This window comes from Clostridium sp. LS, assembly GCF_002760435.1.
Classification (GTDB): Bacteria; Bacillota; Clostridia; order Clostridiales; family Clostridiaceae; genus Clostridium.
In genome coordinates this window covers 13,086-31,635 of sequence record NZ_AUUU01000057.1, presented here as the reverse complement: position 1 = coordinate 31,635, position 18,550 = coordinate 13,086, and the positions used below count along the sequence as shown (strand labels likewise).

The window sequence follows — 18,550 nt, the reverse complement described above, 5'->3', positions numbered from 1 at the left end:
ATCTTCACCAGAAATAATAAATATTCTTATGCAGAAGGCATTTAAAAATGAGCTGTCAAAGGTTCTTAGTTGTAAGTTGTCTCAATTTAGCTTGTCACGCTGAAAGCGGGAGCATGCTAAATTGAGTGCAACTTGCAACTTAGCACCTTGAGCGATATTTTTATAGTCCTTCGGAACATTGTGACCCTTGAGGTTATAAAATATTTAGTATTTCGGTAAGTTATAACATAAGTTAAGTTTAATCTTGTATATCTAAAAATTTTATGTACCTTTATTTAGTTGAAGATCTTTCGAGGCGCCTGCGTTTTTTGGTTTTCTTTTTCATAACTGAAAAACCAAAGGAACCAATTGGTTTTTTAACTAGTGGAAAGTATTCACCATGACAGTAAGACATCATATTTGCATTTTCAAAATGAATCTTCCCTTTGTCATCAAATAAATCTTCATTAACATGAGAACCAACAACTTCAGCTATGAACATATCATGGGTTCCAAGAGGTATTATGTTTTTTACTTTACATTCAATATTTACTGGGCATTCTTCTATGTAAGGTACTGAAATATTAAGACTATCTTTTAAAGTAAAGTTCATTTCAGCAATTTTATCATTTTTCTTTCCAGTTTTAACACCGCAGTAATCTACCTTCTTTACTAAATCTGAGCTAGGCAAATTTACTACAAACTCCATGGTTTCTTTTATATATTCATAAGATAATCTTTCAGGTCTTATTGAAATATAAAGCATAGGAGGTTTTGTATTAATTGTACCAGTCCATCCAACTGTAAAAACATTGGTTTTAGCTTCTTTATTTTTAGAGGTAATTAAAACCACAGGTACAGGATTTAAAATTACACTTCCTTTGAAATTCCTCTTATTCATTTGATTACTCCTTTAAACAAAGGCATCTTCAAAAATAATTTTATTTGAAGATGCCTAAATAAATTTCTAATTTGTGTCTAAGTAAACTAATTACCTTCTTTTGCCTGAACGGCCGTAATAACTTCTTTTTTTTCTGCGTTTTGAATTAGCTGCCATATTTCTAATTAGTACAAGTAAAGTTATGATAATGGCTATACCTACTATGGTAGCTATATAAATAATTAGGTTATCTTTAATAAGATCACCAAAAGAAATATCTACTGCGCCTGTAACTTCTTCAGAGTGATTTCTTGTGCTGTAAGTTAACTTAACATCTTTCTTGAAAATTAAATTCCATGCACTAGTATCTGTTCCGTTAAAAGTGATTTTAGATTCAGCATCATTAATATCATTTTTATAATAGGTTACATCTTGAGTTAATTTAACTGGTACTGAAATAGTTTTTGTAGGACCAAATACAACAAAAGGTTTATATTTTACTTCAGCATTTCCAACGCTCTCACCGTTAGATTTGTATACTTCTTTAGTTGCAGCATAACTATAATCCATTATAGCATCCATATCGTTAAATTTTGTCATATCTGCATTGTCAATTTGCCTGCTCTTAAAGACAATACCTATGATTTGTCTTCCGTTTCTTTCATAAACAGTAGCGAGACACCCACCTGCTTCATTGGTAGTTCCTGTTTTTCCTGCAATATTACCATTTTTACCAAGAGTTAAATTTCTATTTTCTAAGATAATTCTAGAATTTTTTAAGGTTATGGGAGCTTTTGGAAGTTCCATTGTTTGTCTTTCCCAGTCATTTGCAAAGGCTGCTTTCAAAATTAATGAAAGATCATATGCAGTAGTATAATGATTTGGGTCATGTAATCCATTTGGAGTAATAAAGTTACTGTTATTAGCTCCAAGTTCTTTAGCTTTTTTATTCATCAATTCAGAAAAGGCTTTAGAATCACCTGAGATATTATCTGCAATTACATATGCAGTATCATTTCCTGAAAATAGAAGCAAACCTTTCATTATATCGTCTGCTGATACTTTATCCCCAGGCTGCATAGTATTATGCATGTAATTTAAATTTAAAGAATATTCAGGCTGTTCCTTTGCTGATTTAGTATATTCAAGTTGATCAGTTGGTTGTTTACTTTCAGCTAATAATAAACCAGTTAAAAGTTTAGTTGTACTAGCTGGATATCTTTTGCTATCAGCATCTTTACAATATATTATTTCTCCAGTCTCTAAATCCATGGTTAAAGCTGATTGAGCCACAATGTTCGGTAAAGCTTGTGCAGATGCTTCAGTTTTAGATTTTGTAGTAGAAGTCTCTGCAGAATTTGCTATAGCTAGTGGACTAAATAAAGAAAGAGAAAAAGTTAATGCAAGTGCTTTTAAAATTAATTTTTTTATCAAGTCAAATCTCTCCACTTCTATTTATTTAGGCATATTAAAATTTACTTGCTTTTGGACATGCCTTAGTATATTAAAACATTTTTAGTATAACACTTATGTAACGTTATAACAATAAATGCAATGTTAAAACTTACATGCAATATATGACAATTTGCACTATTTTAACAATTATTTTAATCTTTCAATTATAGATTTTTTTGCATTTAATTCAAATTTATCATCTAATGAATCAAGTTTTACTTCATCACCATATTTTTTTTGCAAGGCTAAAGTTAAAAGTCTGTCTGCAAATTCAGGATTTTTTGAAAGGAATGACCCATGAAAATATGAACCAAAGGTATTTTTATATATACATCCTTCAAAGCTATCTTCACCATTATTTCCATATCCGTGAATGCATTTTCCAAGTGGAGTATGATTATTTATATAGGTTCTTCCTGAGTGATTTTCAAAGCCTACATATGTTTCATTAAATTCTTCATTGTATATTTCTGTATTGCCAATAAATCTGGTATCTCCACCTTCAGTATAAATATCTAAAACACCAAGACCATCAATTTTTTCACCATTTGGCGCTGTATAATATTTACCTAATAATTGATAACCGCCGCATATGGCAAGAAGAACTTTTCCGTCTTCAATGTAACTTGTTAAAGCTTCTTTCTTTATTTCATTTAAATCCTTTGACACTATAGATTGTTCATAATCTTGTCCGCCACCAAAGAAGATTATGTCCACATTTTCTTTATCAATGTTATCGCCTAAAGAAGAATTAATTATATTTACATCTATTCCTCTAAGCGCTGCTCTATGCTTTAAAATAAGTACGTTACCTAAATCACCATAAACATTTAGCAGATCAGGATACAAGTGACAAATTGTTAATTCCATGATTTTCTCCCTCCTAGTATTACCATAACTTTTTAATATAGCCCTTTGAATGAAGATATTTTCTGTAATTAATCATCGCAGTGTAAGTTGCAAGTATGTATACTTTTTTTGAAACAGATTCTTTAATTTTATCTGTCAATTCTTCATAATCTTCTTTTAGAATAAATTTATCAACATTTAAACCAGCAACCTTTAATCTAACTGCCATATCATACATTCTGAGTCCTGAAACAAAAATATCTTCTATTTTAAGAGCAGATATTCTTTCAAAATCTACATCCCATATCCAAGAGACATCACGTCCATCAGCATAATTATCATTTAACATAAATACAGCTGAAAATTCATTTTGGTTAAGTGCAAGGGTATCTAAAGCTTGATTATATCCTGCAGGGTTTTTCACTAATATAATTTGAATATCCTTATTTCCTATAGTTATTTGTTCCTGTCTACCAAAACTTGAACTTTGATTTTGAAGAGAAGTTTGTATTACTGAATCCTCTATACCAAGTTCCTTTGAAATAGCAAAGGCACATAAAGCATTATAAATATTATAGGCACCAGATTGACTTATAAAAACTTCAGTATCATTAATTAACACAGAAGAATTCTCTGGATTTAAATCAAAGATTTTGTTAACGGCGTAATGTAATTCAGAACGCTTGTAACCACAGCTAGGGCAATAATAACTTCCTAAGTGATTATAAGTTACTAAATCATATGAATAAGGTGATTTACAAAACTTACAGAACTTTGCATCTGCATTTAAATCTAAAGAAGTATCTTCTTTGATAGGCGTATTAAAGCCATAATATACAACTTCATTTTTTACATCTAATTTTCCAAGTAAAGATTCATCACCATTTAAAACTAATTTAGTTTCTGGAACCTTTTCTACACCTTCTAATATTTTAACTAAGGTAGTGTAGACTTCTCCATATCGATCCAATTGATCTCTAAATAAATTAGTTACAGTTATTATTTCTGGAGTTAGATGTTCAGTAATAAATTTAACATTAGCTTCATCAACTTCGATTACTGCATAAGGATTTTCTTTCTTTTTGAAAAAAGAATAATTTGAAACAAAACACGCCACAATACCTGGATATAAATTAGCACCAGTACTATTAGTTATAACATTAAAACCATTTTGCTTTAATATGTTATAAATCATACTTGTAGTTGTGGTTTTTCCATTTGTTCCTGTTACTAGAATTACTTTATATCCTTTGCTCACTCTTTTTAAAATAGATTTATCAATTTTTAAGGCTATCTTACCAGGAAAATTACTACCACCTTTTAAAATATGTTTTGAAGCAAAAGCAGTAATTTTTGATAACAATATGCTTACAATAGACTTAATATTAATTTTACTCACCGCCCAATTCTAGTTATATATAAAAATGATTAACATAATAAGATAATATTAAACATTTTTATAGTGCTGATTAAAAAATAATCAAAATAAGTATAGCACAAAAATCTTAAACAACGAAAATATTTTTAATATATCTTCAACAGTAAGTACACATGATGTATATTTGCAATGAATTTAAGAAAAAATGCAAGAAAACCCTTCATAGTTGAGTTTACATAATTGTTTTATTAGTGAATATACCCTATAATTAAAGGTGATAAAGAATTTTACGAGGTGTTATTATGATTAAGGTAACAGTTAACATAAATGGTATGAATTATAATTTAAAGGGAGAAAAAGATGAAAAGTATTTGCTAGGGGTGGCAAATTTTGTTGATACAAGAATTAAAGAAATAATATCTAAAAAAGCAGGGTTTAGTACAACAGCAGCTGCGGTATTAGCAGCTGTAAATATTGCGGATGAACTCTACGAATGTGATTTAGAATTGGACAAAGCTGTAGAAGCTAAAAAAAATATTGAAAATGAAAATACCTCACTAAAGAAGAAGATAGAAGAACTGAACTTAGAGATGAAGAAAGTTATTGATGAAAAATCAAATATCAAAGCTGACTTTGAGAAAAAGGAACAGGAGCTGCATTTGAGATATAAAGATGTAGAAGCAGCTTTTAACTCATTAAACGAGGAAATAAGCAAACTTAAGGCTGAAAACGAAAAAGTTAAGAATGAAAATAAGTTAATCCATGAGGAAGTTAAGAACAATAAAAATGCAAATGAAGCTTTAAATAGGGAAGTTAATGAATCTAGGGAAAAAAATAAGGTCCTATATAAGAAGATAGATGAAGCTAAAAATAGAGAGCATAGATTAAATAAACAAATACAACAATCTAACGAACAGATTAGTAAGTTAACAAATGATATTACGAAGATCAATAAAGAGAAAGATAATATAAATAAAGAGTTAAATGAATTAAATAATAAGAATTTAGAATTAAATAAGGAAGTTGAAAAACTTAACGAGGTTAGAAAAGAATTAAATAATGAAATTTTAGTATTAAAAGAAAAAAATCTAACAGTTGAAACTAATTCTTATGATGTTTTTGAAGATTTCAAAAAAACAAAAGCAGAGCTGGAAGCTGAAATTAGCAGTAAGGAAGCTATTATTAAAGAATATAATATGTGTAAAACAAACTTAGAAAACTTAAGAGTAGAATACTCTAACTGCAGTAAAGAGCTGCAAGAATGCAAGGAAAGCTTAGAAAAACAAGTGAATGATAATAATGAAATCACATCTAAATTTAATGAGGAAAGAGAAGCATTAAATAAGAAGGTTGAAGAATTATTACTAACTAAAGAAGAGCTAAGTAACAAAATTAAGGATTTGATGGCTAGTGAACAAGAACTAAATGATTCTTTACAAATTGAAAAAGAAAATATAGTTGAATTAACAAAGCAGATAGAAATAAGTAATGGGGAAAAAGCTGATCTTAAAAAGGAATTAAATGATTTATTTGAAGAATCAGATAAAGAAATTAACGATTATAAAGAAAAGCTAAATAATACTAATAAAGAGAATGAAAAGTTAGTTAATCAAATTAATTCACTATATGAAGAAAAAGATAATTTAGAAAGTAAAATAAACAAATTAACTGCGGAGCAAGAGAATTTAAATATTGAACTTGATAATGTACGCGATGCTAATGATAGATTATCGCAAGAAATTGAAGAATACGATAGGAAAAAACAAGACCTTGAAGAAATGGTTAATATGTTAACATTAGTTCAAGATAATTTAAATAGGGACAACAATAAGCTTGCAGCTGTTAACAATGAGTTATCAGAGGAAATAGAAAAGTATGGCTTAGAGAAAGCTGAGCTAGAAAATGAAATTAATTTATTAAAAGAAAAACAAAATAATTTAACTAATGAAATAGAGAGTATAAAAGTTGATAATGATAAATTGACAAAAGAAATAGAGACAAGTACTTTAGAGAAAGAAATTTTAGAGGATGAAATTGATAATTTAAAACAAATTCATGATAACTTAAATAGTGAAATAAGTGATATTAGAGATAATAATGTTAGGTTGGAAAAAGAAATAGAAACAATCTTACTAGAAAAGCAAGCTTTACAGGAAGAGATTAATAAGTTAACTGAGGATGAAAACATCTTAAATAATGAAATAAAACATTTGGGAAATATTAATGATCAATTATCTAAGGAAATAGAAAAATGCAATAGAGAAAAGGACGTCTTACGAGAAGAAGTAGAGATTATAAGAAGTAATAACGAAAAAGTTAAAAATGAGGCTAAAGAAGCTTATGAGGCAAGCCAAGATCAGATAAATATTAAAATTAAAGAAATAGAAGAAATTAATCAAACCTTAGAAACTACAGAAGCTGATTTAAGAAGAACTAAGGAAGAATTAGGAAGTAAAGAAAGAGCTGTAGCCAGATTAGAGAAGGAATTAGAGGATAAAGAAGATATTTTCTTAAATCTAAAAAGACAAATAGAAGCTAAAGAAATTGAACTAGATGCAAGTAAGGAAGCTATGAATGAATTAAATGAAAAGATATCAGCATTAGTTAGTGAAAATAGTAAATTTACGCAAGAGTCTAGAACTTTCCAACATAGATTATTTGAATTACAATCTGAGATAATAAACAAGGATATAGAAATTACAAAGCTGAGAAAAGAAGAAAAAATAGGTCCGGTAGTTAAGAAAAGATAAGTGTTGATTTTTGGTGATTTTACAATAGTTTTTACTTAAAGATTATTAAATAAAAGGATAATAAGAAGGTTATAATAAAAACTCAAATAATAGAGATTTTTATTATAACCTTCTTATAAGTGCATAATATAGAAAAACAAAAAACTATTTGATATATAAATTTGACTCATCCATATACAATGGTTAAAATCTAATATGGTATAATAGAATTAATGAGATAAGTTGAACTTAATTATTCATCATTAATAAAATGTGGCGTAGCCACTTTGTTATTACTTGCCACTAAGGAGGAAAATATGAATAAAATTGAATTACTAGCTCCAGCAGGTAGTATGGAAAGTTTAATTGCAGCTATAAACAATGGAGCTGATGCAATATATCTTGGAGGAAATAAGTTTTCAGCTAGAGCTTATGCCTCAAATTTTGATAATGAAACTATGATGAAGGCTGTAGATTATGCCCATAGTTATAATGTAAAAGTTTATGTTACCATGAATACGCTTCTAAAACAAAGTGAACTTAAAGATGCTTTAAAATATGTGGGTTATCTTTATGAAATTGGAGTAGATGCATTAATAATCCAAGATGTTGGATTAGTTAGTTTAATCAGAGATGTATATCCTAAATTTGAATTACATGCATCAACACAAATGACAATTCATAATGCAGAGGGTGCTTTATATTTTAGAGAAAAAGGCCTAGAAAGAATTGTTTTATCTAGGGAGCTCTCTTTAGATGAAATTAAATACATTTCAAAGGATTTGGGCATTGAGACAGAGATATTTGTTCACGGTGCCTTATGTGTATGTTATTCAGGCCAATGTTTAATGAGTTCAATGATTGGTGGAAGAAGCGGAAACAGGGGAAGATGTGCACAGCCTTGTAGAATGCAATATACTTTAATAGGTGAAACCTCAGGAGAAAGAAAAGGGTATTTATTAAGTCCTAAAGATACTTGTCTAATTGAAGATATTGAACCAATTATTAAAAGTGGAACTGCTTCTTTAAAGGTTGAAGGAAGAATGAAAAAGCCAGAGTACGTAGCTGGTGTTACAAGGAATTATAGAAAATCTATTGATAAGGTATTAGTAAATACAAAGTTTGATTTACAGAAGGGAAGAAATGAATTAGCTCAATTGTTCAATAGAGAAGGTTTTGCTAAAGCGTACCTTTATAAAAATACCGGAAAAGATATGATGAGCTATAATTACCCTAAAAATACTGGAGTATTTATTGGGCAGGTTTTAAATAGTGGAGAAATTAAATTAGAAGCAGATGTCGCTTTAGGTGACGGAATAAGATTTGCTGACGATGGTTTCACTTTAAGTAAAATACTAAATAATAACAATGAAGTTAAGGAAGCCTTTAAAGGGGAAACTGTAAAGTTATTTCCTACAGGAGGATATAAAAAGGGATATAGATTATTTAAGATGTCCGATAAAAAGCTTTATGATGAGTTGAATGAAGATTTAAAACCATATAAGAAGAAAATAGGTTTAGTAGGTGAAGTAGAGTTTAAGGCCAACGCTCCACTTTGTATAAAGACTAAATTTAATAAAAAAGAATTTAAAGTTTATGGAGAAACAGTGGAAGAAGCTACTAATAAGCCGTTAACAAGGGAAAGAGTGGAAGAATCCTTAAAGAAATCAGGAGAAATTCCATATAAATTTGATAAAATAGTTTTTGATACTTTTGATGATGGATTTATAAGAATAGCATCGATAAATAATCTACGAAGAGAGCTATTTGAAAAGATTTTAAAAGAAGGAGTAAGCTCATACAGAAGAAAAAGAGTTGAAGAAACTCCTAAAGCAAAAGAACTAAAATCTCAAGAAGATTTAGGATATATTTATAGCTGTATCACAAAAGATCAGTTTAAGGCATTAAGTGAAAATAAAGATGTCAAAAATATAGCACTAGATATATTCTTTAGCAGACAAAAAAATGCTTTGAAGAAAGAAGACTTAAAAAATTTACATGAACAAAGATCAGAAGATAAAAATATTTACTTAAAAGTTCCAAGTATAATTAAGGGTGAATTTAATAATATTATTAAAGTTATAGATGAAATGATGCCTTACATAAATGGAATAATCACATCTAATGCTGGAATAATAAAGCTCTATAAAGATAAACTATTCATAATAGGGGACTATAAACTAAATATATTTAATAAAGAAGCAGCAGAGTTTTATGCTGAAGACATAGATCTGCCTTTTATAAGCTTAGAGTTAAATAGAAAAGAAATAAAAGAAGTAATGAAGAATATGAATTCTAAAATTGGAATTAATATTTATGGTAAGACTGAGCTTATGGTTAGCGAATATTGTCCTATAGGAAGCACTTTTGGAAATAAATCTTCGAAAAAAGAGTGTAATGGGGCGTGTATGAAAGATACTTTTAGATTAAAGGATAGAATGAATGAAAGCTTTAGTCTGCTTGCAGATAATAGCTGCAGGAGCTATATATTAAATTCAATAGCAACAAATCTAATTGATGAAGTGGAGGAGCTTAAATCTTTTGGTATTAACAATTTTAGAATAGATTTTAAGGATGAGAGCTATGAAGAAGTTAATGAGATTTTAAATCAAATTGTTCATGGAAATAAGAATGAGAATAAACAGTATACAAAAGGTCACTATAGACGTGGAGTAGAATAATAGTTCACAATTTACAGTGCACAGTTTACAGTTGAGGAAGAAATTTTTTTAGAATTTGTTCCTAACTGTAAACTGTAAACTGATAACTGTAAACTGAGTTAAGGGTGTGATAAGATGAATGAACGTTCTCTAAGAGTATTAGAGTTTTATAAAATTAAAGAAAAAATAAAGAAGTATGCAAGAACCAATGCTGGGAAAGCAATGGTTGACAAACTTGAGCCATATGATAATATGTATGAAATAAATAATAAATTAGAAGAAACAGATGAGGCTCTTGAAATTTTAATTACAAAGGGGAATCCACCTCTTGAAGGACTTGCTGATATACATGAGGGAATCGAAAGAGCTAAAAAAGGCGGTACTTTATCTCCAGAACAATTATTAAAGGTTGGAGGTATGCTTAGAGCTGCTAGAACTATGAAGGAATTCTTCAAAAGAGAAGAAGCTGAAAAGGCATATCCAAGACTTGAAGATTTAGCATACATACTAGTTCCAATAAAGGCACTAGAAGCTGAAATAGAAAGAGCAATAGTTTCTGAGGATGAAATTAGCGATAAAGCCAGCCAGACTTTATATAATATAAGAAGAAGTCTTAAAGAAAAGAATTCTTCAGTAAGAGAAAAAATAGGATCTATAGTTAGAAGTAATTCAAAGTATCTGCAGGATGATTTATATACTATGAGAGGCGATAGATATGTAATCCCTGTAAAATCAGAATATAAAAGCCAAGTGCCAGGGCTTGTACATGATCAAAGCTCAACTGGAGCAACATTTTTTATTGAGCCTATGAGCTTGGTAAATTTAAATAATGAAATAAGAGAATTAGTTTTAAAAGAAAAAGCAGAAATAGAAAGAATACTTTCTGAGCTTTCCTTGAAAGTAAAAAATAACTCTGATGAATGTTTAAGCAATTTAAAGGTGCTTGTTGAGTTTGATTTTATATTTGCAAAAGGAAGATATGCCTCTTCATTAAATGCAGTAAAGCCAATAGTTAGAGATGATGGAGTATTTAGTATATTATCTGGAAGACATCCATTAATAGAACCTGACAAGGTTGTACCATCAGATGTATATTTAGGTGAAGAATTTCAAACTTTAATGATTACAGGGCCAAATACTGGAGGTAAGACTGTTACTATAAAGACCGTTGGTTTACTTCATATTATGGGCTTAAGTGGACTTTTAATACCCGCTAAGGACAATTCATCTATAGCTTTATTCACTGAAATATTTGCAGATATTGGTGATGAACAAAGTATTGAACAAAGCTTATCAACATTTTCTTCTCATATGACTAATATAGTTAATATTATGAAGCATGTAGATGATAAATCATTAGCATTATTCGACGAACTTGGAGCAGGTACAGATCCAGCAGAAGGAGCTGCCCTTGCAGTATCAATACTAGAAACCTTAAGAAATAGAGGGGCAAAATTAATTGCAACTACTCACTATAGTGAATTAAAGGCATATGCTTTAAAGACAGAAGGTGTCGAAAATGCATCTGTAGAATTTGATATAGAAACTTTAAAACCAACATATAGATTACTAATAGGAGTACCGGGTAAATCTAATGCCTTTGAAATTTCCAAAAGGCTAGGCCTGGTTGAAGGCGTAATAAAGAGAGCTAAAGAATATATGTCTGAAGAAAATCTTCAGTTTGAAAATTTAATTAGGGATCTCCAAGAAAAAAGTATAATAGCTAAAAAAGAAGCTAGGGAAGCTAAGATGCTTAGAGATCAAGCAGAAGAACTTAAAAGAAAATATGAAGAAAAGCTTGAAAAATTAGAACAAACTAGAGAAAAAGCTTATATGGACGCTAGGCGTGAAGCAAAGGAAATAATTGCAAATGCTAAAGATGAAGCAGATGATATTCTTAAAGCTATGAGAGAGCTTGAAAAGCTGGGAATAGGAAGCGGCGGAAGACAAAGGCTTGAAGAAGAGCGTAAGAAGCTTAAGGAAAGCTTGGAAGAAAAGGAAAAGGGAATTCATAAAATGAAAGAAAATGAAGGAGAAGTAATTACTAAGGTCACCCTTGGAATGGAAGCCTTTTTACCTTCATTAAATCAAAAAGTAATTATAACATCTATGCCGGATAACAAGGGAGAAGTTCAAGTTGAAGCTGGCATAATGAAAATAAATGTTAAACTTAAGGACCTTAGAAAAACTCAAGAGACAAGAGAAGAAAAAGTAAGAAGAAAGAGAGAAGTAAAGCTTAACTTAAGTAGTGTAGAAACTAGGGTGGATTTAAGAGGTATGGATGCAGAAGAAGCCTGCTATAAAGCTGATAAATACCTAGATGATGCCTATAGAGCTAACCTAGGAGAAGTGACGATAGTTCATGGTAAAGGTACAGGGGTACTACGTAAAGCAATAAATGATATGCTTAAGAGACATCCCCATGTAAAATCATATAGATTGGGAGCTTATGGTGAAGGTGGCGATGGAGTCACTATGGTTGAATTGAAAGCGTAATACAGTTTACAGTTAACAAGTAACAGTTATCAGTTGAGGATGAAATTACAAAGTAATTTCTATAATTAATTTTACAAATTCCGTAGGAATTTGATCCTTAACTGTAAACTGACAACTGTAAACTGTTAACTGGAGAAAGGGGTGATAATATGTACATAATAAGTGCATGCTTATGTGGAGTTAATTGTAAATACAATGGCAAAAATAATATAAATGAAAGATGCATGAAGTTATTTAGAGAAGGAAAAGCTGTTTTAGTATGTCCGGAGCAGTTAGGCGGCTTACCAACACCTAGAAATCCAGTTGAGCTAAATAATACAGCAAATGAAGTGATTGAAGGTAATGGAAAGGCATTAAGTAATATAGGCGAAGATGTTACTGAGAAATTCCTAAATGGAGCTTATGAAACGTTAAAAATTGCTAAAGAACTTGGTGCAGCTAAGGCCATATTAAAAGAAGGAAGTCCCTCATGTGGAGCTAATTACGTATATGATGGTACTTTTTCAGGAAACAAAATTAAAGGTAAAGGAATAACAGTGCAATTATTAGAAAATGAAGGTATAACTGTATTTTCAGATGAAGACTTAGAGGTAAATAATGATAAATTAGTATACCTTAGTGAGTTTGATAGAGAAAAGGCTAAAAAGAGAAGACTCTTTGAGCAAGGAGAAGAAGAGGAATACGAAGAAGAGTATTTTGATTTAACTGAGAACCTAACTGATATGTCAGAATTACCTCCAAGTGTTGAAGAAAATGTGAAAAAACTTATGATTTCATTGGCACGTGATTTAATGGGTTTTGAAGATATAGATGAAATTGCTGAAGCCACTGGATTGAGTATCGAGGAAGTAGAAGAAATACTCGATGAGGAATAGAGTGTAATTAAATTATGGTAATAATTCTAATATTATTCTAATGGCATTTTAATCTAATTTTAATGTTTAAATGCAACAATAGCATTGTAGGAAGATTGAGTATTTTAAATACGGAAAAATATTCTTCATCATCAAATATTTTTCCGGAGCTTAAGATTTCTGGAGTCGTCGTCAGAAATTTAATATTAAATCTTTTTACGGTTTTTATTCATATTTACAAAAGGAGTTGTACTTAAAAGCAACTCTTTTTTGTTATAAAAAAATATTATCTAAAGTTTTGTTTACAACAAATACATGTAAAATAAAGCTACATGTGTGCATACTATTGAATTACAAAATGCTGTATAATATTTTATTATTAGCTGAAGCTTATTAATAATAATAAAATAATTTTAAGATGGGAGCTTACAGATTTGAATAATTTTAAAATTCTATTAGTGGAAGACGAAAAACAGATGGCTATGTTTATCGAAATGGAACTTACTCATGAAGGATATAAGGTTGATATAGTTTATGATGGAAGAGACGTTATAGAAAAAGTTAAAGATGTTGAGTATAATTTAATACTTCTTGATATTATGATACCAAATTTAAATGGAATTGAAGTATGTAGGAGAATTAGAAAATTCTCTAATGTGCCAATAATAATGCTGACAGCTAAGGGAGATGTATCAGATAAAGTCATAGGTCTTGACGCTGGAGCAAATGATTATTTAACTAAGCCATTCGCAATTGAGGAGCTGCTTGCGAGAATCCGAGTATATACAAGAGAGAATGTATTGGAAAATGAAAGCAGTGAAATTAGGGTAAAGGATATAATTATGGATGATAAAACACATCAGGTATGGAGAGCTGGAGTGGAAATTGAATTAACCAAGAAAGAGTATGATCTTTTAAAAATGCTATTAGTTAATAAGAATATTGTGCTTACAAGAGATCAATTAATCGAATCTGTATGGGGGTATGAGTATTATGGAGATACTAATGTAGTAGATGTTTTTATAAGATATCTAAGAAGTAAAATTGATGACAATTTCGAGGAGAAAATTATAACTACTGTAAGAGGGGTAGGATACGTCATTAAAGGAGAATAAAATATGAATTTTAGAATTCTTAATAATGCAAGGATTTCAATAAAGCTGACAATAATTTATGCTTTTATGTTCTCATTAATTTTGTTTTTAATAAATGCTGCAGTTTTGTTTGGAATAGAACATTATTTATATCGTGAAGCAGATAGGGATATTGAAGATACAAAAGGTATAATATTAAATATGTTCATTTCTCCAAATGTGCAGCTAAATTTAGCTGACAAAGAAGTTTTTTCTAATTTAGCAGCTACAGATGATATCTATATTAGAATTGTAAAAGAAAATGGAGAGTTAATAAAAGCTTCTGATGATTTTCCATTTGATATAAGTAAGCTTAACTCTAGTATAAAATATACAGGAGATAAAGAAAAACATTTAGAAGATAAAGGCAGACATTTAGAATATAAAAGCATTGAATATAATAGCCAAGAATATGGATTAATATATTTTCAAATAGTAAAAGACATGGAAAGTGAATATAATTTCATGAAAATAGCATTTGTCTTAATGGCAGCTGCTGATTCCATAGGGATTATTGCTTCCATTGCAGTAGGATATATAGTGAGTAAGAAAATGCTGAAACCAATTGATTACATAACTAAAACTGCTGACAATATAAGTATAAATAATCTAAAAGAAAGAATAGATATAACAGGTGCTGATGATGAATTAAAAAGACTTGCAGATACTTTTAATAAAATGATAGACAGACTTCAAAGCTCCTTTAATAGACAGGCACAATTTGTTTCAGATGCATCCCATGAACTTAGAACTCCGATTGCTGTTGTGAAAGGATATGCTAACCTGCTAGATAGATGGGGAAAGAATGACAAAGATGCATTAGAAAAATCTATATATGCAATTAAATTAGAAGCTGATAATATGGCAAACTTAGTTGAAAAATTATTATTTCTAGCCAAAGGTGACAACGGAACCCAAGTAATAGAAAAAACAGAATTTTATATTAATAACCTAGTTGATGAAGTAATCGTCGAAAGTAATGTTATAGATGATAAACATGATATATCTAGTCAAAGAAATGATAGTGGAAAAATTATAGCAGACTATGAGATGATAAAGCAGATGCTTAGGATATTTATCAGTAATAGTATTAAATTCACTCCCGAAGGTGGAAAAATAGAGATTAATTCAGAAATATATAAAGAATTTATAAAAATAATTGTTAGTGATACTGGGATTGGAATTCCTAAAGATGAAATTGATAATATTTTTGAGAGGTTTTATATTGTAGATAAATCAAGATCTAAAGAAAAAGCTGGTTCTGGGCTTGGGTTATCTATTGCTAAATGGATTGTCGATATCCATCAAGGAACTATAGATGTAGAAAGTGAAGAGGGAAAGGGAACGAGTATAATTGTTAAGTTATACTTTAATAAGCATTCTAATTAAATTAATATCTAACATTAATTTATTATCAAGTATTTACGCGATAGCTTAGGATATTAACATATCTTAGGCTGTTTTTTTCATGTATTAGTATAAAAAGGTGCTATACGAGTAGAAAGTAAAAAATTTCATATGATAATTTAAGGGGTTTTTAATGTGATTTTAATCTATTGGGTTCATAATGACGAAGCAAGGTGATTGGTATTAAAAATTATTAAGCTTTAATGCTTTGCCTTAATACATTATTGGAAGGATAGATGAAAATGAACATGAATATGGAACTTTTTAGAGTAATAAATGATTTAGCAAATAAAAGTGCAGTTTTAGATAAGATTATGATTTTCTTTTCAGAAGATGTGCCTTATATATTTATGGCTATTATTGCAATAGTATTTATTTTAGGAATGACAAAAAAGAATTGCAGTTACAGGAAAGTTGCTGTTAATACTTTTATTATAACAGTTGTCAATTTAATTTTGAGCTTTATTATTGGAGGGGTATATTACGTAGACAGGCCTTTCGTTCATAATAAAGTAAATCTGCTGTTTCCTCATGTACAAGATGCCTCATTTCCAAGTGATCATGCGACAGGAACTATGAGTATAGCCCTAGGAATTAAAAAGTATAATAAGATACTTAGTACAATATTAACTATAACATCAATAATTGTAGGGTTCTCAAGGGTATACGTTGGGCACCACTATCCTATGGATGTTATTGGAGCATATATAATGGTTTGGACAACAAGTTATATTTATAATTTGAAATTAAGAAGTAAGGTAGATTATTTATATGAAGTAATTGAGAATAAATTTGCAGCTAAGTTTGAACTTGAAAAATTATTTAACTAAATTGTTTTAGAGAATACTACATAAAATTTATGTGTATTCTCATTTCTATATATAAGCTAAATAAACTAGTACAGGCAATTGTAATTTCAATTTATGTACTAGTTATTTTAAATTATTTATTCAACACTGTTGCGACATCTCTTTTTGATTAACTTCGGGATATGCATTTCTTGGGACAAGCATATTGGCAAGCTCCACAGTCCACGCATGCAGATTCTTTGATTAATCTTTTTCTATCTTCTTTTTGTGCTATACACCCAACAATATAGACTTTTTGGCAAGTTCCACAACCAACACAATCTGATTTATTAATTCTTCTAGGCATAATTTTTTCCTTTAATTAAAGTGTTTGCTTACAAGAGTTAACTGTAACTTCTAATACTCTTGTTAGGAATGAGTATTTTTCTCTCATCATCTTAAAGTGATCTCCATCTCTTAAAAATTTAGCAGTTCCTTCAAGTAAAAATCCAGTTCCCATATAGTTATAACCCATTACTTCTTTACTACACTAAAAAAATCAGGTATCGTGAAGTCAATTCCAGGTGTAAATGGAGGATATGAGTTAGCTCTTTCTCCAGAAAATATAACATTTTGGAATATTGTTGAGGTAGTAGAAGGAAACTCACCATTATTTCAGTGTGCAGAGATTAGGCAGAAGGAACTGTTGTTAGATAAAGATAACTTGCCTGATACACATACAAAGTGTCCTTGTCTAATAAAAGTTGTTATGTTAGAAGCAGAAGATCAGATGAGACAGTATCTAAACAATAAGACATTAGCATGGCTGCATGATCAGTTAAAGAATAAAATTCCTGAAGAGCATAGAAAAGCAACTATTAAATGGTTTAATAATACTAAATCAAAGTAAGCTTACGATTGAAATTATTTATAAAAGTGTTATAATAAGTTTGAAAATAAATAGAAAAATTTATTTCTTTGTCGCCGGATAAAGAAAATTATAAGCGTTTAAATATCACGCCGCAGGCCTTTGAAAGTGTGATGTTTAGACGCTTTTGTTTTAGGAGGATTGTTATGTTAGAAGAAAATAATTTAGTAACTATTAAACACTATAATTCATTGTGTGAAGAAGCAAAGTATATTAGAACAGAAGTATTCATGAAAGAACAAGGTTTCAAAGATGAATTTGATGAATGGGATAATAAGGTACCTCATGTAGTATTATTTATAGATGGAAAAGCAGCAGGTACTGGAAGGTTATTGCCTGGAGAAAATAATAGTATCTTTATTATAGGTAGAGTAGCAGTATTAGAGAAATATAGAAAGCTGCATCTTGGAAGTAAAATTATAAGTGAGTTAGAGAATATAGCTAAAACATTAGGGGGAATAACTATCGAATTATCAGCCCAATGCAAAGCGCAAGGCTTTTATGAAAAATTAGGATATGTTGCAAGTGGAGAAATATATTTAGATGAACTCTGTGAACATATTCACATGGAAAAGCAACTATAATGTGAGGAGATTGATCATGCCACTTAATTATATTATACCAATTATTATAATTATTGCATCCAATATTGTTTATCATCTAAGCCAAATAAGATTATAACGGATATCCATAAATTAAATTGGACCAATTATATTCTTGGGCTAGCAATTGTAGAAGTTGAAATAGGGTATCTTTATATGTATAGAGTAGGCTGGAACATTAGTAAAGGCTCACTCATTGCCAATGTCTCATTGGTGATGCTATTAATTATTATCGGCGTTTTATTTTATAAAGAACACATTGGTTTATATAAAATAGTAGGTATTGTATGTTGTATAGTAGGATTAATTTTTGTTAATTTAAAATAATGTTTATATATATGCTATAAGAGGAGATATTATTATTTGATTCGAAGTATCCTTAGATTACTAAGTAACAGGAGATGTAATATAA

General features: G+C 29.5%; 14 protein-coding genes and 2 pseudogenes. 10 read left to right on the top strand and 6 right to left on the bottom strand.

Annotation, left to right across the window (positions count from 1 at the left end):
- Window positions 1–271: 271 nt before the first annotated feature.
- The 4 genes from COL3_RS14705 to COL3_RS14690 form a co-directional block, all read right to left on the bottom strand.
- The gene (locus tag COL3_RS14705) at window positions 272–880 is read right to left on the bottom strand and encodes a flavin reductase family protein (RefSeq protein WP_008425373.1); all 609 of its coding nucleotides are present in this window, start codon (window positions 878–880) and stop codon (window positions 272–274) included.
- Window positions 881–970: 90 nt separating this feature from the next.
- Window positions 971–2,293, bottom strand: a complete 1,323-nt coding sequence (locus tag COL3_RS14700; protein WP_008425372.1) for a serine hydrolase — start codon at window positions 2,291–2,293, stop codon at window positions 971–973.
- Between the two features lie 168 nt (window positions 2,294–2,461).
- Window positions 2,462–3,184 (bottom strand): type 1 glutamine amidotransferase, encoded by a 723-nt coding sequence (locus tag COL3_RS14695; RefSeq protein WP_008425371.1) that lies wholly within the window; start codon window positions 3,182–3,184, stop codon window positions 2,462–2,464.
- Window positions 3,185–3,203: 19 nt separating this feature from the next.
- Window positions 3,204–4,562 (bottom strand): Mur ligase family protein, encoded by a 1,359-nt coding sequence (locus COL3_RS14690; protein WP_008425369.1) that lies wholly within the window; start codon window positions 4,560–4,562, stop codon window positions 3,204–3,206.
- 281 nt (window positions 4,563–4,843) lie between these two features.
- On the opposite strand from COL3_RS14690, the gene zapA reads away from it, so the two are divergent.
- From zapA to COL3_RS14655, 7 genes are all read left to right on the top strand, one after another.
- The gene (gene zapA / locus COL3_RS14685) at window positions 4,844–7,291 is read left to right on the top strand and encodes a cell division protein ZapA (protein ID WP_008425366.1); all 2,448 of its coding nucleotides are present in this window, start codon (window positions 4,844–4,846) and stop codon (window positions 7,289–7,291) included.
- 296 nt (window positions 7,292–7,587) lie between these two features.
- Window positions 7,588–9,951 (top strand): U32 family peptidase, encoded by a 2,364-nt coding sequence (locus tag COL3_RS14680; RefSeq protein WP_008425363.1) that lies wholly within the window; start codon window positions 7,588–7,590, stop codon window positions 9,949–9,951.
- A 114-nt stretch (window positions 9,952–10,065) separates the two neighbouring features.
- A complete protein-coding gene (locus tag COL3_RS14675; RefSeq protein ID WP_008425362.1) occupies window positions 10,066–12,426 on the top strand; it encodes an endonuclease MutS2 in 2,361 nt (786 codons plus the stop codon).
- Between the two features lie 149 nt (window positions 12,427–12,575).
- A complete protein-coding gene (locus COL3_RS14670; protein ID WP_008425360.1) occupies window positions 12,576–13,301 on the top strand; it encodes a DUF523 domain-containing protein in 726 nt (241 codons plus the stop codon).
- A gap of 413 nt (window positions 13,302–13,714) precedes the next feature.
- On the top strand, window positions 13,715–14,395 hold the full coding sequence (locus COL3_RS14665) for a response regulator transcription factor (RefSeq protein WP_008425358.1): 681 nt from the start codon (window positions 13,715–13,717) through the stop codon (window positions 14,393–14,395).
- A gap of 3 nt (window positions 14,396–14,398) precedes the next feature.
- Complete coding sequence (locus COL3_RS14660; protein WP_008425355.1) at window positions 14,399–15,802, top strand: HAMP domain-containing sensor histidine kinase; 1,404 nt, start codon at window positions 14,399–14,401, stop codon at window positions 15,800–15,802.
- Window positions 15,803–16,068: 266 nt separating this feature from the next.
- Window positions 16,069–16,650 carry a phosphatase PAP2 family protein gene (locus tag COL3_RS14655; protein WP_035283655.1) on the top strand — a complete coding sequence of 194 codons (582 nt, stop codon included), beginning with the start codon at window positions 16,069–16,071 and terminating at the stop codon, window positions 16,648–16,650.
- A 148-nt stretch (window positions 16,651–16,798) separates the two neighbouring features.
- Here the strand turns inward: COL3_RS14655 and COL3_RS14650 are convergent, their stop codons facing one another.
- Both COL3_RS14650 and COL3_RS14645 read right to left on the bottom strand, forming a co-directional pair.
- Window positions 16,799–16,975, bottom strand: coding sequence for a 4Fe-4S binding protein (locus tag COL3_RS14650; RefSeq protein ID WP_035283646.1), 177 nt, complete (start codon window positions 16,973–16,975; stop codon window positions 16,799–16,801).
- Between the two features lie 15 nt (window positions 16,976–16,990).
- A pseudogene (locus COL3_RS14645) lies at window positions 16,991–17,155 on the bottom strand (FMN-binding protein); the annotation flags it as partial.
- A gap of 3 nt (window positions 17,156–17,158) precedes the next feature.
- Here COL3_RS14645 and COL3_RS14640 point away from each other — a divergent pair.
- From COL3_RS14640 to COL3_RS29705, 3 genes and pseudogenes are all read left to right on the top strand, one after another.
- Window positions 17,159–17,518 (top strand): annotated as a pseudogene (locus tag COL3_RS14640) (Rrf2 family transcriptional regulator); the annotation flags it as partial.
- A 164-nt stretch (window positions 17,519–17,682) separates the two neighbouring features.
- Window positions 17,683–18,120: a GNAT family N-acetyltransferase gene (locus tag COL3_RS14635; RefSeq protein ID WP_008425348.1), complete on the top strand. Its 438-nt coding sequence runs from the start codon at window positions 17,683–17,685 to the stop codon at window positions 18,118–18,120.
- A 57-nt stretch (window positions 18,121–18,177) separates the two neighbouring features.
- Window positions 18,178–18,465 (top strand): EamA family transporter, encoded by a 288-nt coding sequence (locus COL3_RS29705; protein WP_347474376.1) that lies wholly within the window; start codon window positions 18,178–18,180, stop codon window positions 18,463–18,465.
- Window positions 18,466–18,550: the final 85 nt, after the last annotated feature.